This window comes from Aromatoleum buckelii (assembly GCF_012910785.2).
GTDB lineage: Bacteria > Pseudomonadota > Gammaproteobacteria > Burkholderiales > Rhodocyclaceae > Aromatoleum > Aromatoleum buckelii.
In genome coordinates this window covers 42514-56387 of sequence record NZ_WTVH02000009.1, presented here as the reverse complement: position 1 = coordinate 56387, position 13874 = coordinate 42514, and the positions used below count along the sequence as shown (strand labels likewise).

The window sequence follows — 13874 nt, the reverse complement described above, 5'->3', positions numbered from 1 at the left end:
TCGGGGACCAGCAGGAAAGAACACGGGCGCCGAAGCGCCCGCGGGTTTCAAATCGTCAGGAGACGATCAGAACGAGTGATTCACACCGATCAGGAAGTTGCGGCTGTCTTCGTCGGTGAGGGGGGCGCCGGTGATCTCGTCGGTCCTTTTGGCGAGGATCGAAATGTTGGTCGCATCGTCGTTCTGGACTTGCGTGTAACCCACGTAAGCGAGCGTCCGCTTCGACAGGCTGTGCGAGTACATCAGCGACCAGGCAGCAGCATCGCTGTCATCCCTATCCGCATCCGTGCGGCCGTAGGACAGATGGACCTTACCAGCCGAGCTGACCGGGACCACGCCGCCGAGCTGCCAGACTTTGTCGCTGTCTTCGTCCAGAGTGGCATCCTTGATGACCTGGTACGAGCCCATCAGCTTGAACATGCCGAAGTCGTAAGCGGCACCCAGGTACGCTTCCTTCTTGGTTTCATCGGCAGTGGTAACGGGGAACTTCTCGCTCGGGATCGCGCCGGCGTCCTGCTTTACTTGGCTATACACAAGGCCAATCGCGAGCGGGCCGTTCGCATAATCGGCGCCGATCGCCGCCAAGTCGCCTGCCTGGCGGTTGTCGTCCTGGTTCACTTCGTTGAAGCCGTAGACCGCGTTCAGCGTCAGACCGCCGAAATCGGGCGACTTGTAGTTGATCGAGTTGCTGACGCGAGCCGGGGTGGCTGCGACGATGTTCGAACCGAGGGCGTTCGCGAGAACGAACTGGGGGCTGAACGGGATGACGTTGATCGCGTCGTACTTGAAGACGTAGTAGCCCGGCGAGTACTGGCGGCCGAGACCGATGAAGCCGAAGCCACCCTGCAGGCCGACGAACTGTTGACGGCTGCGGGGACCGCCTGCGCCGACGCCTTCGTTGTCGTCGAGCTCGAGGCCATACTCGAGCGTGAACACGGCCTTCAGACCGTTGCCGAGGTCTTCGCTACCCTTGAAGCCCAGGCGGGAACCCGCCCAGCCGCCGCTCTCGACGCCGGTGAACTTGTTGTCGTCCATCTTGCCGTAGCCGAAGAAAGCGTCGGCAACACCGTACACGGTGACGTTCGACTGCGCGAAAACCGGGGCGGAGACCAGGCCGGCAACGGCCAGGGCAATCAGTTTCTTCTGCATGTATGTTTCTCCTCTAATTTGAAGCTGAGACCGGGGAGTCCACCACGGCCCGACTTACCTCTCAAGCGAGAAGTTGAAGCGATTGTGCAAAACGGGAGCATGCAGGCGCAAGTCAAGCAGGGCTGGAACGCCCCCAGCCGGCAAAAGATGTTGCACCGACGCAACATGGATACCCGATGCAGTACACGGGGGCATGCCGGCCCTTTTCCCACGACGTGCCGAGCATATACTTCAAGCATTGCTGCACTGCGACTTCAACGCCATATGCATGTACCCGAAGCCCAGCGAAACCGGCAGGCGGCAAAGGTTTTCTGCGCTGGGAGGGTGTCCCTGCCGGTGCTGCGTGCCCCAAGGCCGAATGCTCTCACACGGAACCCGGGCATGCGTTTAGCACTCCAAGGCCATGAGTGCTAACATTGGTTTCGAGGAGGACCCGTACCTATGAGCCAAGCCCTGTCTTTCCCGGTACCTTTTGCCGTCGGCAGTATCGACCAGTACATCCAGTCGGTGAATCGCATCCCGCTGCTCACCGAGCAGGAAGAGGTGAGTCTGGCCACGCGCCTGCGTAACGAAGGCGACCTGGAAGCTGCGCGCGGGCTGGTGATGTCTCACCTGCGCCTGGTGGTCGCGATCTCGCGCGGCTACCTTGGCTATGGCTTGCCCCACGCCGACCTGATCCAGGAAGGCAACATCGGCCTGATGAAAGCGGTGAAGCGCTTCGACCCGGATCGCGGCGTGCGGCTCGTTTCGTTCGCGATCCACTGGATCAAGGCCGAGATCCACGAGTACATTCTGAAGAACTGGCGCCTCGTCAAGATCGCGACGACCAAAGCCCAGCGCAAGCTGTTCTTCAACCTGCGCAGTCTCAAGCAGGACACCGGCACGCTGAATCGGGACGAAGTGATCGCGGTCGCGAAGCAGCTCGGCGTGAAACCCGAGGAAGTCGTCGAAATGGAAACCCGGCTCACTGGTCGCGACATCCAGCTCGAGGGCGGGCCGGACGACGACGAAAACCACTTCGCGCCGATCGCGTATCTGCCGGACCCGAACGCCGAGCCTTCGGAAGTGCTCGAACAGGCGCAGCTCGCCCGCCTGCAGGACGAAGGGCTGAGCGACGCACTTGCGAGCCTCGACGACCGTAGCCGCACGATCGTCAAGCGGCGCTGGCTGACCGAAGGCGACAGCGCGACGCTGCACGAACTCGCCGCCGAATACGGTGTGTCGGCGGAACGCATCCGCCAGATCGAAGCCAAGGCGATGCAGAAGATGCGGGGTTTGCTGGCGCCTGCGTGAGGCTCTCGGGAAAACGCTCCTTCCGGGATTTCTTGCCCCTCCGGGGACGGAAACGGCAAAGCCGTTTCAGGGGGTGCTCGCAGGGGCCGGCATCCGCCGGCTCCTGTCCTGCCGCAGGAACGTCACTTCGCCGGCAGCAACGCCCTGATGTCTGCCGCGATGTTTTCAGCCGATTCCCCGTGCCGCACGTACAGCCGCAACCGTCCCGTCGGATCGAAGATGTAGGTGCCGGCGACGTGGTCGACGGTGTAGTTCGCACCTTCGGTATCGCCGCTTTTCTGGTAGAAAATCCGGAAATCCTTCGCCACCGCCTGCGTCTGCGCAGCGTCGCCATACAAACCGAGGAAGCGCGCGTCGAACTGCGGAACGTAGTTCGCCAGTAGTGCCTGCGTGTCGCGCTCTGGATCGACGGTGACGAACAGCACCTGCACGCGCTCGGCGTCCGGTCCGAGCAGGCGCATCACTTCGCTCATCGTCGACAGCGTCGTCGGGCAGACGTCCGGACATTGCGTATAGCCGAAGAACATCGTCACGACCTTGCCGCGAAAGTCCGCGAGCGTGCGCGGCGTGCCGTGGTGGTCGGTCAGCGCAAACGTGCTGCCGTATTCGGCGCCGGTGATGTCCGTGGCGTGGAAAGAAGGCTTGGGCGCGGAGGAATCGGTACAGCCGGCGAGCGCAAGCGCGGTCGCGAGGATCAGGGTGCGTAGCATCGGGACGTCGGCGGGCTGCAACGGCAGCGCGATCAGAACGGGAGGTAATGATCCGCCAGGAGCGCCGCGAAGAGCAAGAACAGATACAGGATCGAGAAGCGGAACGTGCGCCGCGCGAACGCATCGCTGTAATCGACGTACAGCCGCCACGCATGGCCCAGGAAGCCGATGCCGAGCGCGATGGCGCTGACGAGATACAGGGGACCGCTCATGCGCGTCGCGAACGGCAGCAGCGTGACGCCGAACAGGATGCAGGTGTAGAGCAGCACCGACAGGCGGGTGAATTCCGGTCCGTGGGTCACTGGCAGCATTGGCAGGCCGGCGCGCGCATAGTCGGCGCTGCGATAGAGCGCCAGGGCCCAGAAATGCGGCGGCGTCCAGGCGAAGATGATCAGGAACAGCAACAGGGCGTCGGCGCTGACCTCGCCGGTGACGGCGGCCCAGCCGAGCACCGGCGGCATCGCGCCGGATGCGCCCCCGATCACGATGTTCTGGGGCGTGCGCGGCTTGAGCAGGACCGTATAGACGACGGCGTAGCCGACGAAAGTCGCGAGCGTCAGCCACATCGTCAGCGGATTCACCCAGTGGTACAGCACCGTCAGCCCGGTGCCGCCGAGCACGCCGGCAAAAAGCAGTGTTTCGGCCGGCGCAAGGTCACCGCGGGGCAGCGGGCGGTGACGGGTGCGCGCCATGCGGGCGTCGATGTGGGCTTCGATGAGGCAGTTCATCGCCGCTGCGGCGCCGGCGACGAAGGCGATGCCCAGCGTCGCGGCGACGACGCTTTTCGGATCCGGCAGCCCGCCGGGCACCGCGAGGAACATGCCGATCACCGCGCAAAACACGATCAGCGTATTGACGCGCGGTTTCGTCAGCACATAGAACGCATGCAGCCGCCGGCCGGCGGCATGGCGGTCAAGCGTAAGAGTTCTCGTGTTCAGCACGCTCATGTTCGCTTCTCCCCACTGCGGCCAGCCGAGGCATGACGCGCATCCGGTAGTTGATCGTCACCATCACTCCGAGCAGCAGCGCCGCGCCCGCGTTGTGCGCGACGGCAAGCGGCAGCGGCAGGCTGAACAGAACGTTCGCGACGCCGAGCGCGGTCTGCAGCGCGAGCGCGGCGAACAGCGCGAGGCCCGCTGCCCGCGTCGCGCGGCCCCGGAACAACGCCCATGCGAGGAGCGACAGCGCCAGCGCAATGAGCGCAGCCCCAATCCGGTGTGACCAATGGATCGCAGTCAGCGCGGCGAACGACAGGATCTCGCCGTCGGCGGTCATGCCGAGTTCGCGCACGACATGGAACGCATCGGCGTAGTCGGCAGGCGGCCAGAAGGTCCCCTGGCACGCAGGAAAATCGCTGCACGCGAGCGCCGCGTAATTCGTGCTGGTCCAGCCGCCGAGCGTGATCTGGACCACGAGCAGCACGAGCGCGACCCGTGCCCCGCCCAGCAGGCGGCGCGACACGGTGACCGGCGGCATGCGCCACGCCTTCAGCGCAAGCCACGCGAGCAATCCCAGCGTCGCCAGGCCGCCGAGCAGATGCGCGGTGACGATCGCCGGCTTGAGGAGCAGCGTGACGGTCCATTTCCCGAGCAACCCCTGGAAGATCACGAGGCCGACGAGCGCAGCGGCGACACGTGGCGAACTCGCGGAGTCGTCGCGCCTACGCCACGCGAGCACCGCGACCGCAATGATCAGCAGCCCGAGGCTCGCCGCCAGATAGCGGTGGATCATCTCCTTCCACGCCTTGGGCAGGCTCACCGGCCCGTGCGGATCGGCCGCGTGCGTCTCCAGAATATCCGTCGCCGCGTGGTGCGGCGTGAGCCGGCCGTAGCACCCGGGCCAGTCGGGACAGCCGAGACCGGCGTCGGAGAGCCGCACATAGGCGCCGAACACGACCACTAGCGTCGTCAGCGCCAGCGCAGCCAGCACCAGGCGGCGGTAGAGCGTCATCCGTGCCTCTTCCGCAGCGTTCGCAGCGCGCACGTCGTCACCCCCGCCCGAGCCCGGAATATTTGAGCAGGCGCTCCAGGTCCTTGATCACCCTCTTGATGTCGGTCGGCACGGGGAAACGCATCATCACGTTGCCCAGCGGATCCACCAGGAACACATGAACGCCCTGCGCCGCGCCCGGAAAGCGGACGAGCCACGGCGATCCGGCGCGCGCGACACGTAACCCTTCGTGCGGGCCGAGCAGCGCCGCCGGCGGATCGACATCGTCGGTGACGAGCCACAGCCGCTCGACGCGCGTCATCTCCTTGCCTTGCGCGAGACGCGACTGGCGCACCGCGTACAACGCCCGTTCGCAATCTGGCCCGCAGGCGCCGGAGCCGGCATAGACGAGCGTCCACCGGCCGTCCAGCACCTCCCGTTCGAACGGCGGCTGGCCGGCCACGCCGGGGAGGACCGCGTCGGGCAGCGGAGCGGGCGGGATCAGCTCGCCGTAATTCACCTGCCCCTTCGGCTGCCACACGTAATAGGCGAAATACGACGCTGCAACCGGAAGGGTGCACACCAGCACAAGCGCGGCGAGCGTGAGTTTGGCACTGCGTTGCGTCACGACTTGAGCCTCCTGAAGACATACACGCCGGTCATCACCACCGACAGTCCGGCGAGCGAGTACCACTGCAGCGCATAGCCGTGGTGGCGGTCGATGCCGGCGTCAGGTCGCGGCCAGTCGCGCTGCAGGCCGTCCGCGGCGGCCGAGGTCTGGTGGACGATCCAGTCGCGCACCGCGAGCCCGGACAGCGCGCGATAGCGCTCCATGTCGAGGTACTGCCAGACCCGCCCCTGCGCGGCTTCCGCTGAAAGGGTGAAAGGGTCGGCCTGCGGTACGCGGACGATGCCGGCAAGGGTGACCGCTCCCGCCGCAGGCGTCGCATCGGGCAATACGGCACGGTCGGCGCCCGCGGCGGTCCAGCCGCGATTGACCAGCACCCAGCCGGCATCCCCTGCGAGGCGCAGCGGTGTCAGGATTTCGTAGCCTGCGCGGCCGTGGCGGACGCGGTTGTCGAGATAGATCGTCGCCGCCGGGACCCATTCGCCGTGCAGCCGCACCGGCTGCCATTCGGCCACCTGCATCTGTGCCGAAGGCGAAACGGGTGCGGCGGCCGCTGCGGATTCGATGCGTGCCTGCAGCGCGGTCTTCTCGGCCGCCCGGCCCAGCTGCCAGCTGCCGAGCTGGGCGGCCAGCAGCGCGAGCGCGACGCCGGCGACCAGCGGCAGCGGATGAAAGCGGCGGAAAATCATCGCCGCCGCCGTCCGTTTCGACCAGAATGGAACTCTTCGCCAGTTCGCCGGAGTCCCATCATGCACGTCGTCGTGATCGTCTTTCTGGTGCTCATCGTCGGCAGCCTCGCGTCGGCGCTGGTGTTCCTGCTGCGCGACCAGGGCAAGGGCCGGCGCACCGTACATGCGCTTGCGCTGCGCGTCGCGCTGTCGATCGCGCTGTTCGTACTGCTGATGGCGGGGTTGGCGTCGGGCCTGATCACGCAGCGCCTCGGCTCATAGCCAATACACGACGACGAAGAGCATCAGCCACACGACGTCGACGAAGTGCCAGTACCACGCGGTGGCCTCGAAGCCGAAATGGTGCTCCGGGTTGAAGTGCCCGGCGAGCACGCGGCCGAGCGTCACCGTGAGCATGATCGCGCCGATCGTCACGTGCAGGCCGTGGAAGCCGGTCAGCATGAAGAACGTCGAGCCGTAGATGCCGGTATCGAGCTGCAGATTGAGTTCCTGGTAGGCGTGGACGTATTCGTAGATCTGGAAGCCGAGGAACGTCACGCCGAGCAGGATCGTCAGCACCAGGCCGATCTTGAGCTGGCTGCGGTTGTCCTTCAGCAGGCCATAATGCGCCCACGTCAGCGTCGCGCCCGACGACAGCAGGATCAGCGTGTTCAGCGCCGGGATGCCCCACGCCCCCATGGGCGTGAACGGGTCCGCCAGATAGGGTCCGTCGGACGGCCACGCGCCGGTGAAACCCTGCCAGATCAATGCCTCGTTCGCGCCGCTCGCGAGCCATGGCACGCTCAGCACGCGGGCGTAGAACAGCGCGCCGAAGAACGCGGCAAAGAACATCACTTCCGAAAAAATGAACCAGCCCATCGACCAGCGAAACGAGCGGTCGACCTGCTTGCCGTACTTGCCGCTCTGGGATTCGCGGATCACCTGCCCGAACCAGCCGAACAGCATATAGACGAGCGTCGCGACGCCGAGCAGCAGCACCCATCGCCCGCCGCCGATTTTGTTCAGCCACATCACCGCGCCGGACGCGAACAGCAGCAGCGCGATCGAGCCGAAAATCGGGTACTTCGACGGTTCCGGCACGAAATATTTGTCCAGCGTGTGCGCCATGACTGCCTCCCAGGCCTTCTATGCTCCGACGACGAAGTGCACGACCGTGACGAGGCCGAGCACGAACAGCAATCCCGCCAACAACCCGACTGCGACGACCAGTTTCGGGTCGAGCGAAGTGGCGTCGCGGTGGTAGGCGTCGTGCCGCCGCACGCCGAGAAACGACCACAGCACAGCCCTGAAAGTCGCCCAGAACCCCGCCCGGCGCGGCTCACCCTGCGGTTGCGGCCCCGGCTCCGGCAATTGGCCGTCGTCCCGTTCATCCCTCAAGACGCGGCTCCGCCTCCGGGTGCGCCGACCACCCGCCGGCCCGCGATTTCGAAGAAGGTATAGGACAGCGTGATTGTCGTGATTTCGGCGGGCAGTTCGGCATCGACGACGAAGGCGACTGGCATCGTGCGTTTTTCGCCCGCCTGGAGCGTCTGCTGCGTGAAGCAGAAGCAGTCCAGCTTGCGGAAGAACTTTCCCGCGCGCTGCGGCCCGTAGCTCGGCACGGCCTGTCCGGTGATCGGCTCGTCGCGGATGTTCGACACTTCGTATGCGATCGTCACCAGCTCCCCCGGGTGGACTTTCACGGCTGCCTGAAGCGGGCGAAAGCGCCACGGCAGGTCGTGGGTGTTGGCGTCGAACTGCACGGTGATCGTGCGTGATGCATCCACCTGCGAGTTCGCGACGCGGTCCGGCCGCAGCAGGTTGTTGACGCCGGCGACCTCGCAGATCTTTTCGTAGAACGGCACGAGCAGGAAGCCGAAGCCGAACATCACCACCGCCGCCACGGCGAGGCGCAACAGCAGCCGGCGGTTCTCGGTAGCGATCATGCTCATCGCGCGAACACTCCGTACTTGAAGATGACGGCGACGAAGAACGCGACGGCGAGCGCCGCCAGCACCAGGGCGGTGCGGAGGTTGGCGGAGCGGCGCGGATCCCTTGTCATGTTCCTCATCACCTCACGACCGGCGCTTCCTCGAAAGTGTGGTACGGCGCCGGTGACGGGACGGTCCATTCCAGTCCGTCGGCACCCTCCCACGCACGCGCCGATGCCTTCGCGCCGCCCCGCACGCATTTCACCGCGACGACGATGAAGATCAGCTGCGACAGGCCGAAGCCGAACGCGCCGATCGTCGCGAGCATGTTGAAGTCGGCGAACTGCAGCGCGTAGTCCGGGATGCGCCGCGGCATGCCGGCGAGCCCGAGGAAATGCATCGGGAAGAACGCGATGTTGAAGAACACCATCGAGCACCAGAAGTGAATCTTGCCGAGGCGCTCGTCGGGCATGTGGCCGGTCCATTTCGGCAGCCAGTAGTACGCGCCTCCGAACAGCGCGAAGAGGCTGCCGGCCACCAGCACGTAGTGGAAATGCGCGACGACGTAATACGTGTCCTGCACCTGGATGTCGATCGGCGCGACCGCGACGATCAGGCCGGTGAAACCGCCGATCGTGAATACCAGGATGAAGCCGACCGCCCACAGCATCGGTGGCTCGAAACTCATCGAGCCGCGCCACATCGTTGCGGTCCAGTTGAACACTTTCACGCCCGTCGGCACCGCGATCAGCATCGTCGCGTACATGAAGAACAGCTGCCCGACAGCCGGCATGCCGGTCGTGAACATGTGGTGCGCCCACACCGAGAAGCTCAGGATCGCGATCGCTGCGAGCGCGTACACCATCGATGCGTAGCCGAAAAGCGGCTTTCTGGCGAACGTCGGGATGATGTGGCTGATGATGCCGAAGGCCGGGAGAATCATGATGTACACCTCCGGGTGGCCGAAGAACCAGAAGATGTGCTGGTACATCACCGGGTCGCCGCCGCCCGCGGCGTTGAAGAAGCTCGTGCCGAAGTGCCGGTCGGTGAGCACCATCGTCACCGCGCCGGCGAGCACCGGCATCACCGCGATCAGCAAATAGGCCGTGATCAGCCACGCCCAGCAGAACAGGGGCATTTTCATCAGCTTCATGCCCGGCGCGCGCATGTTGAGCACCGTGACGACGATGTTGATCGCGCCCATGATCGAGCTGACCCCCATGATGTGCACCGCGAAAATCGCCATGTCCTGGCCGATGCCCATCTGCACCGACAGCGGTGCGTACATCGTCCAGCCGGCTGCGGTCGCGCCGCCGGGCACGAAGAACGAGCCGATCAAGAGGATCGCCGCCGGCGGCAGCAGCCAGAAGCTCCAGTTGTTCATGCGCGCGAAAGCCATGTCACTGGCACCGATCATCAGCGGGATCTGCCAGTTCGCGAAGCCGACGAAGGCCGGCATGATCGCGCCGAAGATCATCACCAGGCCGTGCATCGTCGTGAGCTGGTTGAAGAACTCCGGCTGCACGATCTGCAGGCCTGGCTGGAACAGTTCGGCCCGGATCGTCAGCGCCAGCACGCCGCCGGACAGGAACATCACGAAGGCGAAGATCAGGTACATCGTGCCGATGTCCTTGTGATTCGTCGTCGTGATCCAGCGCATCAGCCCGGTCGGGCCATGATGGTGGTCGTGCAACTGATCGGGGGTTACCGCGGCCATGCTGCCTCCTTGACGTTCCGCTCCGGCTTGCTGGCCGGAGGGGGTGCTGCGCTCGTGCTGCCGTTCAGTTGCCTGCCGGGGCGGCGTTCGCCGGTGCGGATTGCGCAGCCCCTTCAGTCGGTGCGGCGGGCACCGGCGTCGCGCCCTGCGCCGTTGCGCCCGTGTCAGATGCCGCCCCTGCCGCGAGCTGGCGGGCGACCCATTCGGTGTAAGCCTGCTGCGACACGACGTGCACTTCGACCGGCATGAAGCCGTGATCGCGTCCGCACAGCTCGGCGCAGTTGCCGCGATACACGCCTTCGGTATCGGCGCGGAACCACGCGTCGCGAATGAAACCGGGGATCGCATCCTGCTTGACGCCGAACGCCGGCACCCACCACGAATGGATCACGTCATTAGCCGTCGTCAGCACGCGGATGCGCTTGCCGACCGGCACGACGAGCGGGTTGTCGACCTCCAGCAGGTAATGCTCGCCTTTCGGCGCAGCGCCCTCGATCTGGTCGCGCGGCGTCGACAGGTTCGAGACGAAGCGGATCCCCTGCCCTTCGCCCTGCAGGTAGTCATAGCCCCATTTCCACTGATAACCGGTGGCCTTGATCGTGATGTCGGGGTCGGCGGTGTTCTTCATGTCGAGCACCGTCTTGGTCGCCGGCCACGCCATCCCGAGCAGGATGAACACCGGGATGATCGTCCAGGCGATCTCCACCGACGTGTTCTCGTGGAAATTGGCCGCCACCGCGCCGCGCGACTTGCGGTGTCGGAATACCGCCCAGAACATGACGCCAAACACCGCGACGAAGATCACCAGGCAGATGATCAGCATCAGGTTGTGCAGGTCGTAGATCTGGGCGCCGATCGGCGTGACGGGCGGCGGGAGGTTGAATTTGCTCGGTATGCTCTGCGCGACGGCAGCGGAAGCTACGGGGAGCAGGATGACTGGAGCTGCAACGCGACCGGCAAGACGCATGTCCCAACCTCTATCGAATGCAGTGTCGGCGTCGCCGGGAAAGCGGAATCGCATGACGCGCGAGCCCGTTTCCCGAACCGTGACAGCCGGCGCCGGAAGCCGCGCATTGCGGCGAATCGGCGAGAACAAACCGCTACCCGGAAGGAATCGCAGCCTTGATGATGGAAGACTTTTCCGTGTAGTCGAACCGATCATGCCATAGCAAAATCGGCATTCGCAATACAGGTTTTTGAGCATCATCAATATTTTGCAGCGCAATACGTGCTAACCGCTTACTGTCCGCAAGGAATGGAAGACCGTATCAGGGTTTTCCCGCAGGGCGTGCACTGCAGCGGGCAACTTGCCGCAGCTCCCGCGCTAGAATCGCGGCGCCCACCCACTACGAAACGAAAAATGCGCTATTCCCGTCCCGCTTTCGAGACCAAGATCTGTCCGCCCGAGGAACTGGCGAGCCGTGCCGCGGCCCTTTCCCGCCCGCTCGTATTCACGAACGGCTGTTTCGACATCCTGCATCGCGGCCACGTGACCTACCTCGCCCAGGCGCGCGCGCTCGGCGCGGCCATGATCGTCGCGCTGAACACCGATGCGTCGGTGCGGCGTCTGGGCAAAGGAGACGACCGGCCGGTCAATCCGCTCGAGGATCGCGCTGCCGTCATGGCCGCGCTCGAATGCGTGGACCTCGTGACGTGGTTCGATGAAGACACGCCGCTCGCGTGCATCCTCGAAGCCCGGCCGGATGTCCTCGTCAAGGGCGGTGACTGGGCGCCCGAACGGATCGTCGGCGCGGCGGAAGTGCGCAGTTGGGGGGGCACCGTGCATTCGATTCCGTTCCAGCACGAGCGCTCGACGACTGCGCTGCTCGGGCGCATCCGCAGCAGCTGAAACCGCGCGCGCGGCAACGGGTGCGAGCGCCGCTACGGTAACGGCTGGCTGATCGGGCGCCCGACGACGCACGACGCCGTTAAAATGCCGCCGATGACTTCTGCTGCAGCTTCCCCCTCCTCGCTTCACCTTCTCGAACACGTCTTCGGCTACACCGCGTTCCGCGGCGAGCAGGAGGCGATCGTCGAACACGTCGCCGCCGGCGGCGACGCCCTGGTCCTGATGCCGACCGGCGGCGGCAAGTCGCTGTGCTTCCAGATTCCGGCGCTGATGCGCACGGGCACCGCGGTGGTCGTGTCGCCGCTGATCGCGCTGATGCAGGACCAGGTCAGCGCGCTGCGCGAAGCCGGCGTCGCTGCCGCCTATCTGAACTCCAGCCAGGCCGCCGACGAGTCCGCCGCGGTCGAGCGCGACCTCGTCGCCGGACGGCTCGACCTGCTGTACGTCGCCCCCGAACGCCTGCTGACGGCACGCCTGCTCGCGACGCTCGACCGGCTGCACGAGGCCGGACGCATCGCGCTGTTCGCGATCGACGAGGCGCACTGCGTGTCGCAGTGGGGCCACGACTTCCGCCCGGAATACCTGCAGCTGTCGGTGCTGTCCGAACGCTTCCCGGCCGTGCCGCGGATCGCGCTGACGGCGACGGCCGACCCCGAAACCCGCGAGGAAATCGCCCGGCGCCTCGCGCTCGGCGACGCGCGTCGCTTCGTGTCGAGCTTCGACCGGCCGAACATCCGCTACCGCATGGTCGACAAGGATAATCCGCGCGCGCAGCTGCTCGCGTTCATCCGCGACGACCACGCCGGCGACGCCGGCATCGTGTATTGCCTGTCGCGGCGCAAGGTCGAGGAAACGGCAGCGTGGCTCGGCGAACAGGGCATCCGCGCGCTGCCGTACCACGCCGGCATGGCGCAGGAAATCCGCGCCGCGCACCAGAGCCGCTTCCTGCGCGAGGACGGCATCGTCATGGTCGCGACGATCGCGTTCGGCATGGGCATCGATAAGCCCGACGTGCGCTTCGTCGCGCACCTCGACCTGCCGCGCTCGATCGAAGGCTATTACCAGGAAACCGGCCGCGCCGGGCGCGACGGACTTGCGGCGCAGGCGTGGATGGCGTGGGGCGCGCAGGACGTCGTGCAGCAGCGCCGCATGATCGACGAGTCCGAAGGCGCGGACGAATTCAAGTGGCGGGCGCGCGCGCGACTCGACGCACTCGTCGGCCTGGTCGAGACGACCGGCTGCCGCCGCCAGTTCCTGCTCGCACATTTCGGCGAAGCCGGCGAAGCGTGCGGCAACTGTGACAATTGTCTCGAGCCGCCGCGCACGTGGGACGCAACCGACGCGGCGCGCCGGGCGCTGTCGGGGGTGTTCCGCACCGGCCAGCGCTTCGGCGCCGGTCACGTCATCGACGTGCTGCGCGGCGAACTCACCGACAAGGTGCGCGACTGGGAGCACGACAAAGTCAGCACGTTCGGCATCGGCGCCGATCTCGACGAAAAGACCTGGCGCACCCTGTTCCGCCAGCTCGTCGCGCGCGGACTCCTTGCCGTCGACCACGACCGCCACAGCGCGCTGACGCTGACCGACCTCGCCCGCCCGCTGCTGCGCGGCGAAGCCGAGTTCGCGCTGCGCCTCGCGCCGGAAAAGCGCCGGGCGAAGCGCAGCCGCAGTAGCCGACTGGAAATCCCGGATGGCGTGCCGCTGACCTTGTTCGACCGCCTGCGCGCGTGGCGCGCGGCGACCGCGCGCGAACGCAACGTCCCCGCCTACGTGATCTTCCACGACGCGACGCTGCGCGAAATAGCACTCGCGCGGCCCGCGACCCTCGCCGAGCTCGCGGGCGTTTCGGGCATCGGCGATCGCAAGCTCGAAGCGTACGGCGCGGACATCCTCGCCGAGATCGCGCGCGAGATCTGAGGCGGCGGCACTCCCCGCAGGCAGCACGTCCGCAGACAGCGGGTACGCGGTTTGCCGGCGTCGCAGCGAAAGGTCGCCATCGG

Annotated in this window: 16 protein-coding genes; 4 read left to right on the top strand and 12 right to left on the bottom strand. The window is 66.0% G+C overall.

What is annotated here, in order from left to right:
* Positions 1 to 66: 66 nt before the first annotated feature.
* On the bottom strand, positions 67 to 1149 hold the full coding sequence (locus tag GO608_RS06375; RefSeq protein WP_169198821.1) for a porin: 1083 nt from the start codon (positions 1147 to 1149) through the stop codon (positions 67 to 69).
* Between the two features lie 441 nt (positions 1150 to 1590).
* On the opposite strand from GO608_RS06375, the gene rpoH reads away from it, so the two are divergent.
* Positions 1591 to 2442, top strand: a complete 852-nt coding sequence (gene rpoH, locus GO608_RS06370) for an RNA polymerase sigma factor RpoH (RefSeq protein ID WP_169198820.1) — start codon at positions 1591 to 1593, stop codon at positions 2440 to 2442.
* Between the two features lie 122 nt (positions 2443 to 2564).
* Here rpoH and GO608_RS06365 read toward each other — a convergent pair whose 3' ends face one another.
* From GO608_RS06365 to GO608_RS06345, 5 genes are read right to left on the bottom strand one after another with little or no spacing between them, the layout of a single operon-like run.
* On the bottom strand, positions 2565 to 3152 hold the full coding sequence (locus GO608_RS06365; RefSeq protein ID WP_169198819.1) for an SCO family protein: 588 nt from the start codon (positions 3150 to 3152) through the stop codon (positions 2565 to 2567).
* 32 nt (positions 3153 to 3184) lie between these two features.
* The gene (cyoE, locus tag GO608_RS06360) at positions 3185 to 4099 is read right to left on the bottom strand and encodes a heme o synthase (protein ID WP_169198818.1); all 915 of its coding nucleotides are present in this window, start codon (positions 4097 to 4099) and stop codon (positions 3185 to 3187) included.
* Entirely contained in the window at positions 4065 to 5102 is a 1038-nt protein-coding gene (locus tag GO608_RS06355; protein ID WP_169198817.1) for a COX15/CtaA family protein, read from the bottom strand. Before GO608_RS06355 ends, cyoE begins: the two co-directional genes overlap by 35 nt.
* 37 nt (positions 5103 to 5139) lie before the next feature.
* Positions 5140 to 5709 carry an SCO family protein gene (locus GO608_RS06350; protein WP_169198816.1) on the bottom strand — a complete coding sequence of 190 codons (570 nt, stop codon included), beginning with the start codon at positions 5707 to 5709 and terminating at the stop codon, positions 5140 to 5142.
* A complete protein-coding gene (locus GO608_RS06345; protein ID WP_169198815.1) occupies positions 5706 to 6398 on the bottom strand; it encodes an SURF1 family protein in 693 nt (230 codons plus the stop codon). The genes GO608_RS06350 and GO608_RS06345 overlap by 4 nt, the downstream gene beginning before the upstream one ends.
* Positions 6399 to 6458: 60 nt before the next feature.
* On the opposite strand from GO608_RS06345, the gene GO608_RS06340 reads away from it, so the two are divergent.
* A complete protein-coding gene (locus GO608_RS06340; RefSeq protein ID WP_169198814.1) occupies positions 6459 to 6659 on the top strand; it encodes a twin transmembrane helix small protein in 201 nt (66 codons plus the stop codon).
* Here the strand turns inward: GO608_RS06340 and GO608_RS06335 are convergent.
* The 6 genes from GO608_RS06335 to coxB all read right to left on the bottom strand — a co-directional run bounded on the left by GO608_RS06335 (position 6654) and on the right by coxB (position 10992).
* Positions 6654 to 7505: a cytochrome c oxidase subunit 3 gene (locus tag GO608_RS06335; protein ID WP_169198813.1), complete on the bottom strand. Its 852-nt coding sequence runs from the start codon at positions 7503 to 7505 to the stop codon at positions 6654 to 6656. The two genes, GO608_RS06340 and GO608_RS06335, sit on opposite strands and share 6 nt — an antisense overlap.
* 18 nt (positions 7506 to 7523) lie before the next feature.
* Positions 7524 to 7775: a DUF2970 domain-containing protein gene (locus tag GO608_RS06330; RefSeq protein WP_169198812.1), complete on the bottom strand. Its 252-nt coding sequence runs from the start codon at positions 7773 to 7775 to the stop codon at positions 7524 to 7526.
* Entirely contained in the window at positions 7772 to 8329 is a 558-nt protein-coding gene (locus GO608_RS06325; RefSeq protein WP_169198811.1) for a cytochrome c oxidase assembly protein, read from the bottom strand. The genes GO608_RS06330 and GO608_RS06325 overlap by 4 nt, the downstream gene beginning before the upstream one ends.
* On the bottom strand, positions 8326 to 8439 hold the full coding sequence (locus GO608_RS06320; protein ID WP_211159413.1) for a cytochrome oxidase small assembly protein: 114 nt from the start codon (positions 8437 to 8439) through the stop codon (positions 8326 to 8328). Before GO608_RS06320 ends, GO608_RS06325 begins: the two co-directional genes overlap by 4 nt.
* Before the next feature lie 8 nt (positions 8440 to 8447).
* Complete coding sequence (gene ctaD / locus GO608_RS06315; protein ID WP_169198810.1) at positions 8448 to 10025, bottom strand: cytochrome c oxidase subunit I; 1578 nt, start codon at positions 10023 to 10025, stop codon at positions 8448 to 8450.
* Between the two features lie 64 nt (positions 10026 to 10089).
* The gene (gene coxB / locus GO608_RS06310) at positions 10090 to 10992 is read right to left on the bottom strand and encodes a cytochrome c oxidase subunit II (RefSeq protein WP_169198809.1); all 903 of its coding nucleotides are present in this window, start codon (positions 10990 to 10992) and stop codon (positions 10090 to 10092) included.
* 393 nt (positions 10993 to 11385) lie between these two features.
* Here coxB and rfaE2 point away from each other — a divergent pair, with 393 nt between their 5' ends.
* Together rfaE2 and recQ are read left to right on the top strand one after the other, a co-directional pair.
* Positions 11386 to 11874 carry a D-glycero-beta-D-manno-heptose 1-phosphate adenylyltransferase gene (gene rfaE2 / locus GO608_RS06305; RefSeq protein ID WP_169198808.1) on the top strand — a complete coding sequence of 163 codons (489 nt, stop codon included), beginning with the start codon at positions 11386 to 11388 and terminating at the stop codon, positions 11872 to 11874.
* Positions 11875 to 11958: 84 nt separating this feature from the next.
* Complete coding sequence (gene recQ, locus GO608_RS06300; RefSeq protein ID WP_169198807.1) at positions 11959 to 13791, top strand: DNA helicase RecQ; 1833 nt, start codon at positions 11959 to 11961, stop codon at positions 13789 to 13791.
* Positions 13792 to 13874: the final 83 nt, after the last annotated feature.